19 protein-coding genes are annotated in these 21,793 nt (G+C 53.4%); 10 read left to right on the plus strand and 9 right to left on the minus strand.

Annotated features, from left to right (window positions below; all coding sequences use genetic code 11):
• Nucleotides 1–14: 14 nt before the first annotated feature.
• The 5 genes from ACPGUT_RS08090 to ACPGUT_RS08110 are packed head-to-tail and all read left to right on the plus strand — an operon-like array spanning nucleotide 15 to nucleotide 2,721.
• Nucleotides 15–467, plus strand: coding sequence for a hypothetical protein (locus ACPGUT_RS08090; RefSeq protein ID WP_423990184.1), 453 nt, complete (start codon nucleotides 15–17; stop codon nucleotides 465–467).
• Nucleotides 464–1,123, plus strand: a complete 660-nt coding sequence (locus tag ACPGUT_RS08095; RefSeq protein WP_423990186.1) for a MotA/TolQ/ExbB proton channel family protein — start codon at nucleotides 464–466, stop codon at nucleotides 1,121–1,123. Before ACPGUT_RS08090 ends, ACPGUT_RS08095 begins: the two co-directional genes overlap by 4 nt.
• Nucleotides 1,110–1,499, plus strand: coding sequence for a biopolymer transporter ExbD (locus ACPGUT_RS08100; protein ID WP_423990188.1), 390 nt, complete (start codon nucleotides 1,110–1,112; stop codon nucleotides 1,497–1,499). The genes ACPGUT_RS08095 and ACPGUT_RS08100 overlap by 14 nt, the downstream gene beginning before the upstream one ends.
• On the plus strand, nucleotides 1,496–1,903 hold the full coding sequence (locus tag ACPGUT_RS08105; RefSeq protein ID WP_423990190.1) for an ExbD/TolR family protein: 408 nt from the start codon (nucleotides 1,496–1,498) through the stop codon (nucleotides 1,901–1,903). The genes ACPGUT_RS08100 and ACPGUT_RS08105 overlap by 4 nt, the downstream gene beginning before the upstream one ends.
• Nucleotides 1,900–2,721, plus strand: coding sequence for an energy transducer TonB family protein (locus ACPGUT_RS08110; RefSeq protein ID WP_423990192.1), 822 nt, complete (start codon nucleotides 1,900–1,902; stop codon nucleotides 2,719–2,721). The genes ACPGUT_RS08105 and ACPGUT_RS08110 overlap by 4 nt, the downstream gene beginning before the upstream one ends.
• Here the strand turns inward: ACPGUT_RS08110 and ACPGUT_RS08115 are convergent.
• Nucleotides 2,718–3,728: a sterol desaturase family protein gene (locus ACPGUT_RS08115; RefSeq protein WP_423990194.1), complete on the minus strand. Its 1,011-nt coding sequence runs from the start codon at nucleotides 3,726–3,728 to the stop codon at nucleotides 2,718–2,720. The genes ACPGUT_RS08110 and ACPGUT_RS08115 overlap by 4 nt on opposite strands.
• A 116-nt stretch (nucleotides 3,729–3,844) precedes the next feature.
• Between ACPGUT_RS08115 and ACPGUT_RS08120 the strand changes: the two genes are divergently transcribed.
• Nucleotides 3,845–4,714, plus strand: coding sequence for a LysR family transcriptional regulator (locus ACPGUT_RS08120; RefSeq protein ID WP_423990196.1), 870 nt, complete (start codon nucleotides 3,845–3,847; stop codon nucleotides 4,712–4,714).
• Nucleotides 4,715–4,716: 2 nt separating this feature from the next.
• Here ACPGUT_RS08120 and ACPGUT_RS08125 read toward each other — a convergent pair whose 3' ends face one another.
• The 3 genes from ACPGUT_RS08125 to ACPGUT_RS08135 all read right to left on the minus strand — a co-directional run bounded on the left by ACPGUT_RS08125 (nucleotide 4,717) and on the right by ACPGUT_RS08135 (nucleotide 7,338).
• Complete coding sequence (locus ACPGUT_RS08125) at nucleotides 4,717–5,457, minus strand: amino acid ABC transporter ATP-binding protein (protein ID WP_423990198.1); 741 nt, start codon at nucleotides 5,455–5,457, stop codon at nucleotides 4,717–4,719.
• Between the two features lie 15 nt (nucleotides 5,458–5,472).
• Nucleotides 5,473–6,432 (minus strand): amino acid ABC transporter permease, encoded by a 960-nt coding sequence (locus ACPGUT_RS08130; RefSeq protein ID WP_423990200.1) that lies wholly within the window; start codon nucleotides 6,430–6,432, stop codon nucleotides 5,473–5,475.
• A gap of 78 nt (nucleotides 6,433–6,510) precedes the next feature.
• On the minus strand, nucleotides 6,511–7,338 hold the full coding sequence (locus tag ACPGUT_RS08135) for a transporter substrate-binding domain-containing protein (RefSeq protein WP_423990202.1): 828 nt from the start codon (nucleotides 7,336–7,338) through the stop codon (nucleotides 6,511–6,513).
• A 278-nt stretch (nucleotides 7,339–7,616) separates the two neighbouring features.
• Here ACPGUT_RS08135 and ACPGUT_RS08140 point away from each other — a divergent pair, with 278 nt between their 5' ends.
• The 3 genes from ACPGUT_RS08140 to rimO all read left to right on the plus strand — a co-directional run bounded on the left by ACPGUT_RS08140 (nucleotide 7,617) and on the right by rimO (nucleotide 15,026).
• Nucleotides 7,617–10,127, plus strand: a complete 2,511-nt coding sequence (locus tag ACPGUT_RS08140) for a GcvT family protein (RefSeq protein ID WP_423990204.1) — start codon at nucleotides 7,617–7,619, stop codon at nucleotides 10,125–10,127.
• Nucleotides 10,128–10,650: 523 nt separating this feature from the next.
• On the plus strand, nucleotides 10,651–13,455 hold the full coding sequence (locus ACPGUT_RS08145) for a methyl-accepting chemotaxis protein (RefSeq protein ID WP_423990206.1): 2,805 nt from the start codon (nucleotides 10,651–10,653) through the stop codon (nucleotides 13,453–13,455).
• Between the two features lie 173 nt (nucleotides 13,456–13,628).
• Complete coding sequence (rimO, locus tag ACPGUT_RS08150; protein WP_423990208.1) at nucleotides 13,629–15,026, plus strand: 30S ribosomal protein S12 methylthiotransferase RimO; 1,398 nt, start codon at nucleotides 13,629–13,631, stop codon at nucleotides 15,024–15,026.
• Nucleotides 15,027–15,143: 117 nt separating this feature from the next.
• On the opposite strand, the gene ACPGUT_RS08155 is transcribed toward rimO, so the two are convergent.
• Nucleotides 15,144–15,977 carry a hypothetical protein gene (locus tag ACPGUT_RS08155; protein ID WP_423990210.1) on the minus strand — a complete coding sequence of 278 codons (834 nt, stop codon included), beginning with the start codon at nucleotides 15,975–15,977 and terminating at the stop codon, nucleotides 15,144–15,146.
• A 352-nt stretch (nucleotides 15,978–16,329) separates the two neighbouring features.
• The gene (locus ACPGUT_RS08160) at nucleotides 16,330–17,463 is read right to left on the minus strand and encodes an S-(hydroxymethyl)glutathione dehydrogenase/class III alcohol dehydrogenase (protein WP_423990265.1); all 1,134 of its coding nucleotides are present in this window, start codon (nucleotides 17,461–17,463) and stop codon (nucleotides 16,330–16,332) included.
• Between the two features lie 236 nt (nucleotides 17,464–17,699).
• Here ACPGUT_RS08160 and ACPGUT_RS08165 point away from each other — a divergent pair, with 236 nt between their 5' ends.
• Complete coding sequence (locus ACPGUT_RS08165) at nucleotides 17,700–18,740, plus strand: fatty acid desaturase (RefSeq protein WP_423990212.1); 1,041 nt, start codon at nucleotides 17,700–17,702, stop codon at nucleotides 18,738–18,740.
• Here the strand turns inward: ACPGUT_RS08165 and nagA are convergent, their stop codons facing one another.
• The 3 genes from nagA to ACPGUT_RS08180 are packed head-to-tail and all read right to left on the minus strand — an operon-like array spanning nucleotide 18,741 to nucleotide 21,791.
• A complete protein-coding gene (nagA, locus tag ACPGUT_RS08170; protein WP_423990214.1) occupies nucleotides 18,741–19,874 on the minus strand; it encodes an N-acetylglucosamine-6-phosphate deacetylase in 1,134 nt (377 codons plus the stop codon).
• Between the two features lies 1 nt (nucleotide 19,875).
• Complete coding sequence (locus ACPGUT_RS08175) at nucleotides 19,876–20,907, minus strand: SIS domain-containing protein (protein ID WP_423990216.1); 1,032 nt, start codon at nucleotides 20,905–20,907, stop codon at nucleotides 19,876–19,878.
• Nucleotides 20,904–21,791, minus strand: a complete 888-nt coding sequence (locus ACPGUT_RS08180; RefSeq protein ID WP_423990218.1) for a BadF/BadG/BcrA/BcrD ATPase family protein — start codon at nucleotides 21,789–21,791, stop codon at nucleotides 20,904–20,906. The genes ACPGUT_RS08175 and ACPGUT_RS08180 overlap by 4 nt, the downstream gene beginning before the upstream one ends.
• Between the last annotated feature and the right edge of the window lie 2 nt (nucleotides 21,792–21,793).

Here is a 21,793-nt window from a genome sequence, read left to right on the forward strand (position 1 = left end):
CAAAGGAAAGAACTATGAAAACCCATGATCGCAATTTCCCTCAGCTGGCGGGTGCATTGATAATAGCCGGACTGGCGGTCATGGGGGGACCGGCGCAGGCGGGAACATCTGTGCCGGAACCTCAGATTTCAATTGAATTGAATGCCGTTACTCCCACTGAAAGCGGCTGTCGCCTAAGCTTTCTTGCCCAGAACTCTCTTGGGGAAGATCTGGAACGTCTGGTGCTGGAAACAGTCCTATTCACCCGCGAAGGCGCGGTTCAGACCATGACATTATTTGATTTCCAGTCTCTGCCCACAGGGCGCCCTCGTGTACGCCAGTTTGATCTGGCCAGTGCCAATTGCGCCGGACTGGGGAATATTCTGATCAATGGTGTGAACCAATGTGTAGGCGGCGATCTGGATGCAAACATCTGCGCCGACGCATTGCGTCTGCAAAGCCGAACCGAAAATGAGGTACTGGGATGAACTGGTTGACCTATACGATTGACGCGATCCACGGTTTTGTAACGCTGGGCGGGCCTGTGGTGGCTTTACTGCTGCTGATGTCGGTGCTTTCACTGGCCGTTGTGTTTTACAAACTGGTTCAGTTTCGGCGTTTCGGAGTCGGCAGACGCGCCAGCCTTGAAGCCGCGCTGTCAGCATATGACCGGGGCGATATGACCGGATTGCAACTGGGTTTGGGCAAAAGTCGCAGCCATCTGCGCTTTGTCTTTACGGAAACTCTCGACGCTGAGACCCATGACAAAACCCGCCTGGCCGAACGCCTGGCGGCACGGCTGGAAGACCGCCTGGCGCAGCTTGAAACCGGTTTTCGCCCGCTGGACACCATAGCCCAGACAGCGCCACTTCTTGGGTTGTTTGGCACGGTGTTGGGCATGATCGAAGCCTTTCAGAACCTTCAAGGCGCGGGCACATCGGTTGATCCGTCGCTGCTGGCGGGCGGTATCTGGGTGGCCCTGATGACGACAGCTGTCGGCCTTGCGGTTTCCATGCCCACGGCTTTGCTTCTGACGTGGCTTGAAAGCCGTGTCGCTGGGGAACGGGTATTCGCTGATAAAGCTCTAAACATGCTGCTTTGTCCGGCAGATCAGGCGCAGGATCCCCTTCATGCGGCGGCGTAACACGGGCTTTGCAAGACGTGCTTTGTCGATGACCCCCCTGATTGATATCATCTTCCTGTTGTTGCTTTTCTTCATGCTGACTTCGACCTTCACAAAATTCGCTGAAGTCCCCCTGATCACAGCGGGGAAAACACGCACAGAACCCGCAACGCCTAAAAACCCGGTCTTTCTGCGTGTGGCGGCAGATGGGCTGTCGGTAAACGGCGATCCAACCGATTTTGCGGACATCACCCAGGCGATCCGCAATGCGAAAACGGACCTGCCTGAAACGCTGGTGCTGTTGTCCATAGAAGAAACCGTTCCCGCCCAGTTGTTTGTCGATGCTTTAACCCGTTCGCGCGCGGTCCCGGATGTTTCCGTGGTGGTTCTGCGATGAAACGACGCGCTGGACATAAACGCAAAGCGGCCGAGCCCACAATCGCTCTGATCAATGTCGTCTTTCTTATGCTGATCTTCTTCCTGATCGCAGGCACCGTTGCACCCTCACTGGATGAGACATTACAACTTGTGAACGTTGAGGGACTTGATGGGCGTCCCCCACCCGACACGTTGATCCTGCATGCGGATGGGCAGCTGTCCCTGCGTGGGGACATCTTATTGCCAGAAGAAATCAACATTTCAGACCTGCCGGATGTGCAAGAAGATGACGATGGACAGATTGCCCTGCGTTTGATTCCGGATCGCGACGTGCCAGCCGTTATATTGCTCGATGTCACCGATCAACTGCGTCAGGCCGGCGCAACACAGATCTGGCTTGTGACAGAAAGGGGCCTGCAATGAAGATGCGTTCCTCCCTTATGGCAGCCGCTGCATTGACAATCTCATTGGCCTTACACGCGGTGGGCTTTGGTATGGGCTATGCCCCGGCTGACACACAGATCGCAGGGGGCGCTCCGGCTGAATTTGCACGCCTGGGGTCCGGATTTGAAGACATGGTGATGGGCATCGCAGAACCCGTCACGCCCCCCCCAATGGACGCGCAACAGGTTGAAAATGTCACTCAACCCGCAATGCCCGTGGCTGCAGTGTCCCCTTTGGACATCGCTCTTACCGCCCCAACCATCGGTGATATCGCGATCCCCAGTACACCAATTGAAACCGTGACCGCCGCGCCAGACGTGACAGCACAGACCGCAACCGTCGACACACCACGCCCACAGGCCCGCCCTGATCGCACAACACGCCGCACCCCTGAACGACAACAGGCACGCGCCGCACCACGCGGATCAAACAACCGCCAAAACAGCACCCGGGGCCAGGAGGACGGGCATCAGGATGCAACTGCAACAGAAGCATCATCCGCGAACACAGGCAATGCACAGGCTGCAGGCAATGCAGCGGCATCCAATTACGATGGGCGGATTTGGCGCAAACTGTCGCGCACCCGCCGCGTGCGTTCCCCTGCACGGGGAGAGGCGACCGTCCGTTTTCATATTCAGGCTTCTGGAATGCCGACACGCATCCGCATCGAACTGTCCTCCGGAATCCCAGCCGTAGATCAGGCCGCAATGGAACATATCCGGCGCGCCGCCCCCTTCCCACCCCCTCCCAGTGGTGCGCGACGGGACTTTGGCTACATTTACACAGGCCGACGTTAACGTGCATGCATTCGACGTTTGCGGGCCCGGGTCGCGGCTGTGGCCTCTTCAGATCCATCGTGGAAACTGCCAAACCACTTGTCCCAGGGCATTTCCGCATTGCCGTAATTGCATTCATAATAACGGTGATGAAGTTGATGAAAAAACGCCCCAAGCAACAATGCCTGCCGATCTCTGGCCCAGATCGCTTCATATCCGGAATGAGATGACGCCGCACCCAGCATCAACCAATATCCTAGAAAAAGCATATGAACCGGGTGCGAAGGCAGAACCAACACAATTAAAATCGCACTCAGATATCCGGTAGCTTCAACAGGATGCATCGACATGCCTGACCATGGCCCGGTGTTCACATTGCGATGATGCACCGCATGCACATGTCGATAGATAAAGGGCTGGTGCAAAAAGAGATGCACGACATAAAAATGAAAGCTCTGCCAAAGCGCCAGCAGTGGGAACAACAGAATAAACCACACCGGATGCGCCCAAAAGCTGAGTGTATTGATCAATCCACTGCCATACATCCACCGCAAAAAACACTCAAGCGTGGACAAAATACTCGCCCCGAACACCATGGAATAATACATATTATCCCAGGTCTGATACCCGAATTTATACAAGGCATTTTTGCGCTTCATATAGGGGCGCGGGTCATATTTCAGCAACTTTCCCTGGCCATCAATGCCATAGAACCAGAAATGCAGCCCACCAGCGACAACCAACAGCAAGCCCCAGTTTCGCAGGAACACCCAGATGATCCATTCAACCGAAATGACGCCCTGATCGGATGCAACCGGTTGCAACCAGAACGCCACAACAAACGCCAGCATCAGAAAAATTGAACGATCCGAAAATTGCAGCCAGTTTTGAAAGATCCACCTGGCAAGCACTTTCACCTTGGGCGGCAGCCCCCAATACGGGGCATATTTCACGGGCAGTTCCGGATGATAATGCCATTCTCGCGACATCGGGGCGGAGTGTTCTGATGGCTTGGGGGCGTCTGACATGCTGTATCCTGTGGCTTGCTTCAGTCAAAGCCTGTCAAAAGCTTTCCGAAAATAAAAACAAATAAAGATTGGGTTTTGGCATCGTTTTACTTATCCATGATCGCATGACACATGCTTTGCCAAATCTAGTGTGGTTGCGCACCTTCGAAACTGCTGCACGGCACCTGAATTTCACAACCGCAGCAGACGAGTTGGCCATGACACAGGCCGCAGTCAGCCAACACATCCGAGCCCTTGAAAGCCGCCTTGGATGTGATCTGTTTGTCCGTGATCACCGCAAACTCAGCCTTACAGATATGGCACAGGCCTATTTGCCAGCGGTGCAAAAAGCGTTGCGGGATTTATCCTTTTCAACCAACGGATTATTCGGCCCGGGTTTTGACGATCTGGTCACAGTGCGCGCCCCGGTTTCCACAGCCATTCTCTACCTTGCCCCTCTGATGCACCAATTTCGCAACCGTTATCCCAGAACCCGCATTCGCATGGTCTCTTCCATCTGGGGAAATATGGTGTCCGGGGAACGGGTTGATGTCGAACTGCGTCTGGGATTTGGCGACTGGGAAGGCATGCAGGCTGAGAAAATATCAGACGAACATTTGGTACCTATCTGCCGTCGGGGCGCACGCGGTGATTTTCCGACCCCAGAACATTTCCTGCACACGCCTCTGATCCATATCATCGGCTTTGATGACAACTGGACACGTTACTTTTCGGCCAATGGGTTTGACGGGCAAACCGGTACGTTTGGTGTTTCTGTGGACACAACCGCTGCGGCTTTTGATCTTGTTGGAACAGGTGCTGGATGTGCCAGTGTGATCCATCGTTTTGCCCAAGCAGGACAGGATACCGGGCGTCAGATTGACATCGCGGGCGACGCAATTGATTTCCCGCAATCGCACTATTTCCTAACCCCACACAACGCCCCGCCAGAACGCCGCATTGTGACCGAATTCAAAGACTGGCTGCGGGAAGTTCTCGCCCAATAACGTTACAGAACTTGTTCCAAAAATTTCTGTGTCCGCGGTGATTTCGGGTTTTCAAAGAACTGGACCGGCTCATTCTGTTCTATGATCTGGCCTTGGTCCATAAAGATCACCCGATCGGCCACTGCCCGCGCAAAGCCCATCTCATGGGTGACACAAATCATGGTTACCCCGGTTTCAGCCAGGCTTTCCATTGTTTCCAAAACTTCATTCACCATCTCAGGATCCAGCGCCGAGGTCGGTTCATCAAACAACAGAACCTTAGGTTCCATACACAGCGACCGCGCAATGGCCACCCGTTGTTGCTGCCCCCCAGACAAGGCCGCCGGGTATTTATCCGCCTGTTCTGCAATCTGAACCTTTTCAAGATATTTCATCGCTGTGGCATGGGCGTCATCTTTAGAAATCCCCTTCACCCACATCGGCCCGGCGGTCAGGTTTTCCAGCACAGTCATATGGGGGAACAGGTTGAAATGCTGAAACACCATACCAACTTCCTGACGCACCACATCGATATTGCGCATGTCTTCATGCAGCTCAATGCCGTCCACATGCACTGTCCCTTCCTGATGTGCCTCAAGCCGGTTGATGCAGCGGATCATCGTTGATTTCCCAGATCCCGAAGGCCCACAAACAACGATCTTTTCCCCCAGCTGCACCGACAAATTGATGTCTTTCAGCGCATGAAACTTACCGTAGTATTTATGCATATTGCGGATCTCGATGATCCCGTGCGTATCATTCATGTCATCAATCCCCGTTTAACGATGCTTCTGAAAGTGGTTTTCGATCTGCTTCTGAATGATCTCAAAAATGAGGGTCATGAACCAGTAGATCAGCGCAACCGTCAGCAGCATTTCCAGATGCCGGAATTCCCGCTGCCCAAGGGTACGCGCCAGATACATCAGCTCCCACACGCCCAATACAGACACAAGCGAGCTGTCCTTCAACATTGCGATAAACTGGTTGCCCAGTGGCGGCACAATTACGGGCACGGCCTGGGGCAGGATAATGCGACGCATGGTCAGGCCAAATTTAAAGCCAATCGCGCGTGATGCTTCCCATTGCCCTTTATCAATCGACATAATGCCCGCGCGGAAAATTTCCGTCATGTAGGCACCGTAACACAGAGACAGCGCAATGATGCCTGCAGGGACAGCTTCGACGAAAATGCCCAGTTGCGGCAGGCCTAAGTAAAGTAAATAGATCTGCACAAGCAGGGGCAATCCGCGAAACATCGACGTGTAGAAACTGGCGATAGCGAAGGCAAAGCCGTTGTTTGACAGTTTGGCAATCGCCCCAAAGATCGCCAGCACTGTCGCAATAGAAATCGAGATGGCTGAAACATAAAGCGTGGTGAAGACACCTTGCGTCAGAAGAAAGGGCAGTTTGCGCAAGATGAATGGAAGATTCAGATCAAAACTAAAGAAAAAGATCATGAAACAGCCAAACAATTCGGCCCAGACAATTGCGATTTGCCAACGGATGCGCAGCAATGAGATCAAGACAACATTGGCTGTAAACAGCAGTGCGGCGATCAGTGATGTGATGATAATGCGGCCTGTACCGGCATCCTCGGTTCCGGTGATAAATGGCAGCCGGAACAAAAGCTGATAAGCCCCGGACCAGGCGATCAACAGGCCTGAAATCACAAATATTGCGCCGATAACCAGTGGTTGTTCCACCAGACTGCGCCCGCGCACGGTGTCTGAATATAGCAAATTTTATCCCCCCTGTGGCTGCCCGGCGATGGTCTCCTCCTCCGCCGCCGGGCAGATTTTCAAAGCACGATCCGTCGCTTATTTGGTGTTGGCGTAATCCACGCCATACCATTTCAGGGACAGTTCCGCCAAAACGCCTTCCGCACGCAGTTCTTCGACAATACCTGCAAGTTTGTCGTTGAATTCCTGGTCACCCAGATCAATCGCCACAGCCAGCGGTTCATAGAACACAGGATCCCCTAAAACGCGGATCGGATAGTCGTTCTTAATCGCTTCCAGAAGGTTCGGCAGGCTGCCAATCATCGCGTTGATACGCACACCGTCCCCCAGGCGCAGTTCATTTACAACAGGGATATCAGTGCCATAGGTGCGAATTTCACCTGGCTCGATCTGGTATTCAAAGGCCGGCACGCCTTCCGCATCAATGGTCAGATCATGACGCAGATAGTTTTCCCAGGTCGACGCAGCGCTGACACCAATTGTTTTGCCATTCAGATCAGCCAGCGTTTGCGCCGGTGAATCATTGTGAACCCCAACAGAGGCCGGGACATAATAATAGATTGCAGGAAAATTCAGAACTTCCGCACGTTCTTTCGTTGGGGTCATGGACCCAACCGACATATCCCAGCGGCCCGCCCAGTTGCCCGCGGTGATCAGGCTCCAATCCGGGGTGACAAAGTCGATATCCACGCCCAGCTTCGCCGCAATTGCACGACCGACCTCTACATCAAACCCATCCATTTCATTGTTATCATTCAAAAATGATTGTGGCGCCCAGGCCGGATCCGTTGCCATGCGCAACACACCATCCGCCATAACCCGATCCAAAACATCCCCAGCCTGCACAGCCCCTGCTGTCAAACCAAGTGCCACGGCCACCGAGGCAGCCTTTCTTAAAATACTCATTTTTCTTCCTCCCTTGTTTGTATACGAACTACTTTCGCAGGTCGCCAAATAAAAGCAAGGTATAAGAAAACCAAACCCCGCCCTTGCCCGCATGACCGGCACGCACCCGGCTTTTCCGGGGGGAAACCTGCGCCAAGCCGACGCGTTCGTCACTTCAACCCCTCATATCCGACAGGTTTGCGTCGCATTTGCGCGATATCGGGTCGCGGGGCTCTTTCCCTAGGTGAATGTTTCGGGGCAGATTAAGCGTAACATTCTGACAGAGAGAGTCGTAGCTCATGAAAACACAGGTCAAAGCCCTTGTCGTTGGTGGCGGTGCCATCGGGACGTCCATCGCCTATCACCTTGCCAAAGCGGGCTGGGATGATGTGATGTTGATTGAGCGGGATGAACTTACATCCGGCTCCACTTGGCACGCCGCTGGCCTGCTGCCACTGTTCAACATGTCCTATGCGACAACCCACATCCACAAATACTCCGTTGATTTCTACAAATCACTGGAAGCTGAAACCGGCTTGAACGCTGGCTTCGCTGTGGTCGGCAACCTGCGCATGGCGCAAACCGACGAACGTATGGACGAATACATGCTGTACGCGTCCACGGCGGAAACCTGTGATGTGCCCTATGAATGGCTGACCCCGGATGAGATCAAATCTCGCTGGCCGCTGATCAACACCGAAGATCTGAAAGGTGCGCTGTATCACAACACCGACGGTTACATTAACCCTGCTGACGTGACTCAGGCGATGGCCAAAGGCGCGCGTCAACATGGTGCGGATATCGTGCGTAAACTGCAGGCGGATGCCTTCCATTGGAATGGCACGCATTGGGAAGTCACCTGTACCAAGATGGTCGAAAAAGGCGGCAACCTCGTGGAAAGCGACGAACAGGTTGTGATCACGGCGGAACATGTCATCACAGCATCCGGCAACCACGCACAGCGCACGGCCAAAATGCTGGGCATCAAGATGCCTGCTGTGCCGGTTGAGCACCAGTTTGTCGTGATGGACCAAGACCCCGAGCTTGTGAAATATCGCGAAGCGGGCAACCCAGAACACCCTGTTATCCGTGACGCCGATGCGCAATCTTACGTGCGTGAAGAACGTGGTGGTTGGATCCTGGGTGTCTATGAGAAAAACGCACCAGCTTGTTTTGAACATGGTGTGCCGGATAGCTTCCGCGCGGATCTGTTCCCACTGGCGCTGGACCGTATCGAAGATCAGTACATGGCGATGATCCACCGGATGCCATCTTGTGAAGAAAGCGGCCTGAAAGATGATTTCAACGGCCCGATTTGTTACACCCCTGATGGCAACCCATTGGTTGGTCCGGCCCCTGGTCTGCGCAACATGTGGCTGGCTGAAGGGTTCTCATTTGGGATCACGGCTGCGGGTGGTACAGGCTATTACCTTGCGCAAATGATGGTTGATGGCGAAGCTGAAATCGACATGGCGTCGCTTGACCCCAAACGTTACAGCCAAAGCTGGATGACCACCGAATTCGCAGCACGTAAGAACGAAGAATGCTACGATCACGTCTATGTTTTGCACCACCCGGATGAGGAACGCCCAGCGGCGCGCCCCTTGCGTTGTGCGCCAGCGTTTGATCGCCAAAAAGCGCTTGGTGCGCAATTTGGTTGGGTCAACGGTTGGGAACGCCCCAACTATTACGGCCCAATCGATGCGCCGGAAAACTTTGACCATGATGCGCGGTCTTTCCGTCGTGGTGGCTGGTGGCAGCATGCTGTGGATGAAGCAAAAGCGATCCGCGAAGGCGTTGGCCTTGTGGATGCAACCGCCTTTACCAAACATGTTGTAAAGGGCCCCGGTGCCACACAATTCTTGGATTGGTTCACCTGTAACAAGCTGCCAAAAATCGGCCGTATCAACCTGACATATGCGCTGACCTCTAAGGGCACCACACGCACGGAATACACCATCGTGCGCAATGGCGAAAACAACTACTACCTTGTTTCCGCGGGTGCTTGGACAGAATATGACGCCGACTTCCTACGCAAAGCGGCGGAAGATAAGATGGAAGAATTCGGCTACATCGAAATCCAAGACGTCACCACACAATGGGGTGTGTTTGCGATTGCCGGGCCAAAATCCCGCGATGTGTTGAAAGAGATCATCAACGACGCCGATCCAGAAACCGCCTTGTCCAACAAGCGTTTCCCTTGGTTGTCAGCCCGTCAGATCGAATTGGGTATGTGCCCTGTGAACGCGATCCGTGTGGCTTATACCGGTGAACTGGGTTGGGAGCTTCACCACCCGATTGAGATGCAGAACTACCTTTGGGATCTGCTGATGGCTGCAGGTGAAAAACACGGCATGAAACTGGTTGGCGCGCGTGCGCAAAACTGGCTGCGTCAGGAGAAATCCTACCGCGCGTTTGGCAATGAACTTGGCCGTGATGCCACCCCTGCTGAGGCAGACCTGCCACGCTTTATCGATCTGGAAAAAGACTTCCACGGTAAAGACGCAATGGTTGAAACCGGTGTGCGCTTTAAGTGTTGTACGCTTCTGATTGATGGTCCCGATGATGCGGATCCATGGGGTCACGAGGCGCTCTATCTTGAAGATGGCACAACCCGTGTTGGCCGCCTGACCTCTGGCGGTTATTCTGTGGCTTTCGAGAAATCCATTGGCATGGGCTATGTATCACCTGATATCGCGGTGCCTGGCACCAAACTGAAGGTGAAAATGCAAGATAAGCTTTGGGATGCCGAAGTGACTGTCGACAGCCCATATGATCCAACCAACGCCACCATCCGCGTGACTGGATAAAATTTCACGGGGCCGGTATCTGCACTATAAAACAGATATCGGCCCCGTCATTTATACGTCTTTCAAAAGACGTTGCGCTCTATTCAAGCCAAGTTGATATAGTGCATACCTGCTGACACCTGCCCGCACAGTCAGGAACAATTCCGTTCACTATAGATCTTACGCGCGCCTTCCTGAGCCGCCACTTCAACTGCCTGTAAAATCCCGCATGCAGCAGCTCTCTGTCAGAACGACGCCTTCAAAACCGTCAAAATCCCCTTCAAAAAAAACCAAACGCCACTGAAATCATTCAATAGATTTCAACCGCTTACATATGAAATGTAAATTTCTACCTATTTTAACTTATCGGTTCTCGAAAAATCATCCGACATAAAGGCTTGCTTAATACCTCTTGGAAAGAATGCCGGTGTAATCAGTTCACCCGGCAGAATTGCATTTGGCAAGCCCTTCGAACCGCGGGCTGCCGGGTTTCCATAGAAACACAGTTGTAATTGCAAAATCCGATTTTTCGAAGAGGGTGAAAATGAATAACAATCTAAAGATTTTCATTTCCGGTATTGGCGGCAAAGTAATGCTTGCGATTTTCATGCTGATTACATTGACGGCTGCCGCAATCACGATTGGCTATCTTGCCTCTGACAAAGTCGACCAACGCCTAAAAATGCTTAGCCAGCGTGAGCTGCCCGAACTACAACATTCCGTCGGATTGATCGCCACAACCAGCGCAATGCAAGATACATTGAACAACTTGTTGGTCTCTGAAACCCTTGAAGAACTACAGGCCGCAACGCAGGGTTTACAAATAGTACAGACCGAAGTGGATGGATTACACAGCGGTGAAGATGACGCCGGTCATTCTGCCGAACATGCCTTAGAAGAAGCAGATACAACACAGGAAACTGATCAAGTTTCAGATATGTTCGAAACGACACTCTTGCGTTTCAACAGCCTTGTGACGATCCGCGAACAAGAGTTCGCAAATCAGAACGAAATCGATCAGGCCATTGTTCGTCTCCGTGAACTTAGTGACGGTGCATCCAAAATGCTAAGCAGCAGATCAGATGTCGTATATTTCCAAGTCGTTTCAGCCGGTCGTGCCACCAGCACCAGTGTCAACGAAACCCTTCACAAAATTGTCGACCAGGATTTTCGGGACATCAGACTAAGCTTGGAAATTGACGGCGAAATCAACCTGATCACCGGTGTTGTCCTTGCATTACCCGCTGTTGAAACGGAAACAATGGCGCCGATCCTGAAAGAAATGGGGCGCACGGCCCTCGCCAATCTGAATAAACATCTGGAAGAAGCCGAGGAGGTCGAAATTCTGGCTGATATATTGCCTGATCTGAAACGGTTGGCCGACTTGTTCGGCACTCAGCTGAACTCAGTTTCTGGTTTCGGACTGGATCTCAGCGATGTCATCTATGACAGCCGTGAATCGATTGATGCCGTATTGCGCATGACAATTGGTGTTTTGCTGGCCAGTCTTGATGTCAAAGTTGAAGAAGCCGCAACAGGCAACCGCGAAGCCGTTCAATCTCTGATGGCCAATCAGGTCAGTGCGATCCGGGAACTTGCGACACTTGACGCCCTGGTCAACAGAATGGTCGGGCTTGCCTTCGAAGTTGCCATTTCTGGCACTCCAGATCATCTCGAAAAATCCTCTGGGCATCTGGAAACGGCTGCAACAACCCTGCGCAGGCTCTCGCGCTCTCTGCCGGATAACATGAAAGAAACGATGTCCGGGATTCTCGAAATTTCGAACCCCGAAACAGGATTACCACACTTGCGTGAGAACGTCCTTACTTGGCGTGCAGATGCAGCTCTCGCAGCTCAGCAAGTCGCAATGGATGTTCGCAATATCTCTATGCGGACCCAAGCGGATGGCAGTGCCGCCCTCACACAGATCAATCTCGCCAGAGACGACCTAGGAACGCTGTTAAGTGATGCACAGAAAAACCTAAAATTTGTTGCGGTTGCAGCCCTGATCGCCATCCTTCCAATCCAACTTTTGGTCTGGCTCACAATCATTCGCCCCATGAGAGCCGTAAGTCAGGCAACCCACAAATTGGCCGAAGGTGATCTTTCAGCGGCTGAGAAACTACGCTTTAAACGTGGGGAAGTCGGCGACATGACCCGCGCGCTAAGAGTCTTCCGAGACAACATCGTTGAAAAGAACCGATTGGAAGAAGACGAGAAAAAGGAACACTTGCGACGCCTCGAAGAAGAAAAGTCGGCGCACGCAGAGAAAATGCAGCGTGAAGAACAGGAACGTCAGCGCGAAATCGATCGCGAAAATCGCGAAAAGAAACGTCGCGAGACTGAACATCAGCGCGAAACTGCCGCACGTGAGGCCGCAGCAGCCGAAGAACAACGCCAGAGGGAAGAACAGGATCTTCTTGTTTCCACATTGGCTGAAGGCCTGACAAAACTGGCCAGCGGCGACTTGCAAGCCAAAATCACACAACAATTTCCTGAAGCCTACGAGAAATTAAGAATGGATTTCAATCACACAGCCGAAGCGCTCGAGGAAATTATCTGCACAATTTCAAACTCAGTGGGAACAATCTCTGGTGACAGTACAGAAATCGCAAATTCCGCCAGTGAACTCTCGACCAGAACAGAACAATCCGTGGAAATGCTCCTGCAAACATCTGCTGCAATCGAAGAGATGACAATTTCCGTTCAATCTGCATCCACAGGTGCAGAACAAGCAGATCTCAAAGTCAGGGAAGCGCGGGCCGAAGCAGAAAAAAGCGGCGAAGTCGTCAGCGAAGCCTCAATTGCGATGGGAGAAATTGAAAGCTCCTCTGATGCGATTTCGCAAATCATCTCGGTGATTGAAGGAATTGCCTTTCAAACAAACCTACTTGCCCTGAATGCAGGCGTCGAAGCGGCCCGTGCCGGAGAAGCCGGACGTGGTTTTGCAGTCGTCGCATCCGAAGTCCGGGCATTGGCCCAACGTTCATCCGAAGCCGCCCATGAGATAGAAGAACTCATTACAAAAAGTGGCGATCAGGTCAAACGGGGTGTACAACTGGTCGCACGTGCAGGCAGCGCCCTTGAAGGCATTTCCCGTTCCGTTGTCGAAGTCTCAAATCATGTAGCAGATATTGCAACGTCATCTAAAGAGCAGGCTCAGGGCATTGGCGAAGTCAACATCGCAGTTACAAAGCTAGAAGGTTTTGCCCAACAGAATGCGGCCATGTTTGAAGAAACCACCGCCGCAAGCCATTCATTGAAACAAGAGGCGGAAACCCTATCTGGTGTCGTCTCTAGATTCGAAACCAACCCCGAAAACGAGGATCTTCAAAACAGTGCGGCATGATAATTGCTCAAGCAGGCCCGAATGTAACCATCTCAGAAATTGCCCCGCAGCAGGCAACCTGTTCAGATTATGATGCCATAGCCTAAACGAAATATTAAACGCAGGTAAGTTCGCAAGCATTCCCCACGACCCCGCCCTTGCCCCACATGCCCCAAACCCCGTATAGGAAGCGGATGAATACATCATCCAGCAATCCGCCAGAACTCCGCCCTGACCTCGCCCCACAGATCCGTCTGGGCGACAGCAACACCCGTGATGGCCAGCCGCGTATTGGCATGGTTTCACTTGGCTGCCCCAAAGCACTGGTCGATAGCGAACGCATTCTGACCCGTCTGCGTGCGGAAGGATATGCCATCAGCCCGGATTATACCGGCGCGGATGCGGTGATTGTGAACACCTGTGGGTTCCTTGACAGCGCCAAAGCCGAAAGCCTTGAAGCGATTGGCGAGGCCCTGAATGAAAACGGTAAAGTCATCGTCACCGGCTGTCTTGGCGCGGAAGAAGATTACATCCGCGGCACCCACCCCAATGTTCTCGCGGTCACCGGCCCGCATCAATATGAACAAGTTCTGGATGCTGTGCACGGTGCGGTTCCGCCATCGCCTGATCCGTTTGTGGATCTGCTGCCCGCCTCTGGCGTCTCTCTGACACCGCGCCATTTCAGCTACCTAAAGATCTCAGAGGGTTGCAATCACCGTTGCAAGTTCTGCATCATTCCTGACATGCGTGGCCGTTTGCAAAGCCGCCCGGCCCATGCCGTCATGCGTGAGGCCGAAAAACTGGTGGACGCTGGTGTGCGCGAACTTCTGGTCATCAGCCAGGACACGTCTGCCTATGGCATGGATATCAAATTTGCCGAAGACCGCGGTCATCGCGCCCATATCCAGGACCTCGCCCGCGATCTTGGGTCGCTTGGGGCTTGGGTGCGGCTGCATTACGTCTACCCCTACCCGTTCGTGCGCGATCTCATGCCTTTGATGGCGGATCCTGCAAATGGCGTGTTGCCTTACCTTGATATCCCCTTCCAGCATTCCCATCCGGATGTTCTGAAACGCATGGCGCGCCCTGGCATGGCGGAAAGCCTGGGCGAAATCGCCGCCTGGCGCGACACCTGCCCCGACATCACCCTGCGATCCACTTTCATCGTTGGCTACCCCGGCGAAACCGAGGCCGAGTTCCAGCATCTGCTCGATTGGATGGACGAAGCGCAGCTCGATCGTGTGGGGTGCTTCAAATACGAAAACGTTGATGGCGCGCGCTCAAACGACCTGCCGGATCACGTGGCGGAAGAGATCAAACAAGACCGCTGGGAACGTTTCATGGAAAAAGCTCAGGCGATTTCCGAGGCCAAACTGGAAGCCAAAGTGGGCAAAATTCTGGATGTGATCGTGGATGACATTGACGAAGACGGCATCGCCACCACCCGCACCATGGCCGACGCCCCCGAGATCGACGGCAACCTGTTTATTGATGAGGGAACCGAAAACGTGAAGGTCGGAGATATCGTTACCGTTGAGGTCGATGAGGCAGGGGAATATGATCTGTGGGGATTGATCCGGGAAAAGAAATGATCCGGGGGATCATTTCCCAGATCAACGGGCGGAGCCCTATTGCGTAGATAGAATGCAGAGGGAGAGCGTTTTTAACAGTAACGCGACAAAGTACAAGCAACCAGAATGCCCACGACTCTAAGATTTATCGACAGCGACACTAGAAATATCTTCACGGATCGCATCAAAAACTGCGTATCCCAATAACGAGAGCTTGCCTATGTTATCAAACTTTCTTTTCAGCGGATCAGTACGCACAGGAACTTGTGTAACCTCAATTATTCCAATTCTAAGCAAGCTCTGAACCGCGTGCTTGTACTCCTGCTCCAACCGGACACCCGTTGCTTCATGACCAGTTTGAGTCAAAAACTTCTGGAATCCCTCGTCACTGTAAAGAGTGTCGACTTTCAAACCGTCTTCCGAAGTTAACCCCAACACTACTACGATCACCCGACTAACCGTATCAAGTGAGCGAGCGAGTTGAATTTCGCGAGGCACTACTTCCTGTACATCAGTGCTCCCAACAGAATCCTCGGTAGAGACCTGTGCACCTTCACTTTCTTCAATCAACTCAATTTGCGCTTCTTCTTTGCGACGCTCACGTCGCCTCAGAGCCTCTTCTTCTTCTTCTTCAAATTTTGAATGCTCTGTTCTACGCCGCCTAGCTTCTGCCGTTTGTAGTTCATACAATTTTGTAGCAGGTCTTTTTGCAATCCACGCACCATAGTACTTTAGCCATGGCATGAGCACTGCCACCGCTATCCCTAGTCCAACTGGAAAGGCGTAACTCCAGCAAAACGTCGTGTGATCATCGTAATATGAAATTCTATCCACCACAGGTACATCGGCAAAGAACAGGAAAAACAGCGCGCGCCAATTGATTGCTACAAACGCGAAGATAATTGACCCAATAAACGGGCTGCGGATGCGCTGCCTCATGTCCTCTAAAAGTTCTTTAAAAAAATCTGTCATACACAATCTATAGCTGTGCGGATCAAAACGCCCAAATAAAAACTTAGTCCATTACACAAAGGACAGCCCCTGACCCTGGGTGGGGGTGAAGCCCCCTCCGTTTTGCCATAGGCAAACCTTCGGTTTGACGGGGAGGGTCGGGGGCTGTCCGGCCTGTCGACCGGACGAAAGAAAAGCTGCATAACCCCTCATCCATTGATGCAAGGTATCCAACAATATCAGGGCTACTGGTATGCTCCAAAGACTAATCATCCCAAAGCGCTTACGGCCCAATAAGGGGCAAAGTCTCCCCATCAAAAAGCCCCCCGCATGATTGCGAGGGGCCGTTCAATTTCTCAACGATCCGGGAAAATCAGAATTCCACAACCGCGCGGATGGATTTGCCCGCGTGCATCAGCTCAAAGCCTTCGTTGATCTGATCCAGGGTCAGCTTATGCGTGATCATCTCATCGATCTCGATCTTGCCGTCCATGTACCAATCAACAAATTGCGGCACATCTGTGCGGCCTTTTGCGCCACCAAAGGCAGTGCCTTTCCAGACACGGCCAGTCACCAGCTGGAACGGACGGGTTGAAATCTCGGCACCCGCAGGGGCCACACCGATGATCACGGACACGCCCCAACCCCGGTGCGAACATTCCAGCGCATCACGCATCACCTGAACATTGCCGGTTGCGTCAAAGGAATAATCCACGCCGCCAAACGGGTCTTTGTCAGTTTTGGTCAGCTCAACGATGGCTTCAACAACAGATTGGTCGCCCAGTTTTGACGGGTTCACAAAGTCAGTCATGCCGAATTTCTTCGCCATTTCCGCCTTGTCATCGTTCAGATCTACACCGATGATTTTATCCGCACCCGCCATACGCAGGCCCTGGATCACGTTCAGACCAATGCCACCAAGCCCAAAGACCGCAGCAGTAGACCCGATTTCAACGCCAGCCGTGTTGATCACCGCACCAATGCCCGTGGTCACGCCGCAGCCGATATAACAGATCTTATCAAACGGCGCATCATCGCGTACTTTCGCAAGCGCGATTTCCGGCAGAACCGTGTGGTTCGCAAAGGTGGAACAGCCCATGTAGTGATAGATCGGCGTGCCATCCAGCATGGAAAAACGTGTGGTGCCATCGGGCATCAGCCCCTGCCCCTGCGTGCCACGGATCGCGGTGCAAAGGTTGGTTTTACCGGACAGGCAGGAATGACATTCGCGACATTCAGGCGTGTACAGCGGAATCACGTGATCGCCGGGTTTCAACGTGGTCACGCCTTCGCCCACTTCCATCACAACACCCGCGCCTTCATGGCCCAGAATGGATGGGAACAGACCTTCGGGGTCGGCACCGGACCGGGTGAATTCATCGGTGTGACACAGGCCGGTTGCCTTGATTTCCACCAGAACCTCGCCCTTTTTCGGGCCCTCCAGGTTCACTTCCATCACCTCAAGAGGTTTGCCCGCTTCCAGAGCCACAGCAGCGCGTGTACGCATCATTTCACAATTCCTTATTCAGTCCTGTCTCGAAACCGGCAACATCCCGGGCGTAAATTCGCATCCCGGATCAGATAACCGTTTCTCCTCAATATGCGGAAATCCGCAAATAGCGATAGCGAAATCTGCTACATTTGCGCCCAAACGCGACTTTTCGAACCGATCATTAAGATTTTACTTGCTATGATGCGCAGGTCGTTTATCCGAAATAGCGACCACGACAAGATAGCAGGCACATGACCAAATCAGAAGCCCCGGGCCCCGTCCTTCAGAATTCCACCGCCGCACGTGACTGGGTAAAGGTTCTTGCGAACTATCGCGAACCTGACCAATGGCGCAGCACATTTGAACTGGGTGTGACGGCCGTTCCGTTTTTCCTGCTTTGGGCTCTGGCCTGGTGGTCGCTGTCTGTCAGCTACTGGTTGGCTTTTGCGATCTCACTGGTAAACGCCGCCTTTCTGCTGCGCCTGTTCACCATTCAACATGATTGTGGACATGGTGCGTTTTTCAGCAATCGACATGTCAGTGATTGGGTCGGACGTGGTCTTGGCGTTTTAACCCTGACCCCATATGACGTCTGGCGTCGCACCCATTCAATCCACCACAGCAGCGCCGGAAACCTGGCCCGCCGTGGCATGGGCGACATCCATACCGCAACCGTTGCGGAATACGAAGAAATGTCCAAATTTCAACGCCTGACCTACCGTCTGTATCGCAACCCGGTAACCCTATTTGTCTTTGGTCCGGGTTACCTGTTTCTGCTGCAGAACCGTCTGCCGCTGGGCCTGATGAACGGGCTCCGCTATTGGGTCAGCGCGATGGGAACCAACCTTGTTCTTTTCATTGCACTTGGCCTTGTCTGGTATTTCGGCGGCCTGATGCCCCTTCTGCTGATCTTCCTGCCCTCAACACTCTTGGCGGCTGCCGCTGGTGTCTGGCTGTTCTACGTGCAGCATCAGTTCGAAGAAACCTTTTGGGAAATTGATGAAAACTGGCAATTGCACGAAGCAGCCCTGCACGGCAGTTCCCACTATGTAATGCCAAAAGTGCTGCAGTGGTTCAGCGCCAATATTGGCATTCACCATGTGCATCACCTCTACAGCCGCATTCCGTTTTACCGCCTGACTGAAGTGCTGCGCGATCACAGCGAACTGGCCGAAGCCAACCGTCTGACAATCGGCGAAAGCATTGCATCTGCACGCCTTCACCTGTGGGACGAAAACAGCAAACGCCTCCTCTCTTTCCGCGAAGCCCAACTGGTTCTCGCAAAAGCCTGATTAAGGCAAAACACGCAAATCAAACGCCCGGTCCAACCAGATCGGGCGTATTTTTTTGCCCGGTTCAAACCGCCCCAGGCCCAGATTTTTCTGTAACAAATCCGCAGGTATTGACGTGGCCATAGCCAATGCCTGTTCCAATGCGACACCAACATCCTGAACCAGGGTACGAATTGCCTGTGCCAGATCCAGATCTGCCCCGGCAAGCGTTCCATCCGCCAGGGTCAACCGCCCGCCACGGCGTAAAATCGTGCGGCCATTCAGCGTAAATTCCGTCTCATCCGATCCCGCCACTGCCATCGCGTCACTGACCAGAAACACCCGCCCCGGCCCCCGTTTCGCCGCCAAGGCCGCACGCATAGCAACGGGGTGCACATGAATGCCATCGGCAATCAATCCGGCCGACACATGATCTGTATTTAGTGCCGCCCCGACCAATCCGGGGGCACGGTTTCCAAGCTGGCTCATCGCGTTAAAAAGATGGGTAACACAATGCGCGCCCGCATCCATCCAGCGCTGACATGTCTCAAAATCAGCGTCGGTATGACCAAGCGATACCAGCACCCCGGCCTTTGCAAGGGTTTCAACCTGCGCTCTCGTCACATTCTCCGGGGCAACCGTCATCTTCAAATTCGGCAGTTGTGCCGCCGCATCTAACAACATCGCAAGATCCGCATCGTCCATTGGCCTGATCAGGGTGCCGTCATGGGCCCCTTTACGCGCAATCGACAGATGTGGCCCTTCAAGATGCAGCCCTAAAATACCTTCAACACCGGCATCAATCGCCTCGATGGTCGCATTGATCGCAGCCTGGCTTTTGGCCCGTGTATCCGTGATAAGTGTCGGCAAAAAGCCGGCCACGCCCAGGCCCTGATGCGATTTCGCAATTGTCTTCAGCGTCTCTAGGGACGGGATATCGTTAAACATTACCCCCCCTCCGCCATTGACCTGAAGATCAACAAAACCGGGGCCAATGACGCCGCCATCCAGAATGTGATGCACGCAATCTTCCGGAAGATCAGATACAGCAATAAGGGCGGAAAACGCATCGTCTTCAGCAAACAACACCGCTTTACCCGCATGCAGTTGAGTGCCGTCAAAAACCTGAACACCGGAATAGGCCGTAAACTTCATTTCAAACCGTTTCTGTTACTTTTTTCAGGTTCCGTGGCACATCCGGATCGATACCGCGTGCCCGGGCAACCTGTTCAACCATCACATAAAAACCCGCGATCACCACGATGGGATCCGTCAGAAAATGCCCACTGCGCACAACTGGTAAAGATGTCGCTGTCTGTGCAAGCGGGGATGTGACAAAAACCTGCCCCCCCATATCAGAGATCTGATCAGCCACCTGCACCAACACTGGCTCCGCAGGATCCTGCCCGGTCATAGCCAGAACAGGAAACCCCGGACCAACAAGGGACACAGGCCCATGCAAAACTTCGGCAGAAGAATAGCTTTCCGCGTGGATCTGGCACACTTCCTTAAACTTCAACGCCGCTTCATTTGACATCGCCCAGGATGGCCCACGCCCAAGACAGTATAATGAATTATGGCCCTCCAGCGCAGCCACCACCGCAGACCAATCCTGCTGTACTGCCAGCGCAAGCGTTTTGGGCAGGTTGCGGATCGCCCGCAGCAAATCCTGATCCTGCGCCACTTCCGCCAGCACCCAAATCGCAGCAATGGCAGATGTCACAAAGGTTTTGGTTGCCGCCACGCTGATTTCGGGCCCTGCATGCAGGTTCAAAATATGGTCACTGACCTGCCCAAGTGGCGATAACGGATCATTGGTAATCGCCAATGACAAAGCCCCGCCAGCCTGCGCCATGGCCGCCATTTCAACAATATCCGGGCTTTGTCCCGATTGCGAAATCGCGATACTGGCACTGCCTGCCAGCCGCAGCGGGCGTTTGTAAACAGATGCAACTGAGGGGCCTACAGATGCAACGGGCACCCCCAACAACAGCTCGCTGGCGTATTTGAAATAACTCGCCACGTGATCAGAAGATCCCCGCGCCACGCTGATCAGAAACGCCGGGTCCCGGTCACGTAACGCCTGTGCTGCGGAACGAATTGCCGCGTCCCCCATGGACAATAGACGCTCTGTTGCATCGGGGATTTCCAAGGTCTCGCGCCGCATTTGTGTCTGAAATTCAGTCATCCATCCCTCTCCGCCTGCAGCCCCGCCGCCAATTGCAACGCCCCCGCAAGCGCATCCCCTTCCGGAGCAATCAAATCTTGCGTAAACTCATCCGCCAGATAGGCCGCATAGATGGGCCCCAGACCGCCACTTAGACACAGCTGATCACCTGCACGAAATCCTGTTGCCCGCAAATTATCTTGCAAATACGCAGCCCCGGATTTCAACAACATCTGCCCCACATTGTCGGCCTGGGACGCAAAGGAAACGATATCACAGGCGAACTGTCCAAAATCCCCGGGCGAAGCAGTCAAACTGAAGCTTGCGATTTGCGCAGGATCTCCAGAAAAATCATTCGATATTTTACGTGTCAGCGCCGTGTGTTCACGCAGGCCATCGCAACAAAACAGAACCTCTTCCAGCAATCGCCGCCCAAGCCAGGCACCGCCGCCGTGATCCGACACTTGCAGGCCCCAACCACTGGCACAGCATAGCATTGTTCCGTTTCGGGTCGCGACAATCACCCCGGTGCCAATCGCCAAAAGACTGCCATCACGCCCGGCCAAAGCCCCCGCAAGGGCCGTAGGCCGATCATCTGTGACGCATATATTCTGAAAAGGCAGCGCTGCGGCGACACGGTTAGAAATTTCATCGGAAATCACACCGGCCAGCCCCAAATGAACAGCCGATGCCCCAAGATCATCTAGGGTTATTTCAATCTGCTGTACCGCTGTTTCCATTGCAGCAAGAATATTCCGGATCGACGCCGCAAAATCCGTCGAAACATTCGCAGCGCCCCCCTCGGCACGGGCCAGAATATGCCCCTGCGTGTCAGAAATCGCCACACGACAGCCACTTCCACCGCCATCAACGCCAATGATATATGTCTCGTGCCTGCTGCTCATGC

Origin of the sequence: Halocynthiibacter sp. (assembly GCF_049608145.1) — a bacterium.
GTDB lineage: Bacteria > Pseudomonadota > Alphaproteobacteria > Rhodobacterales > Rhodobacteraceae > Halocynthiibacter.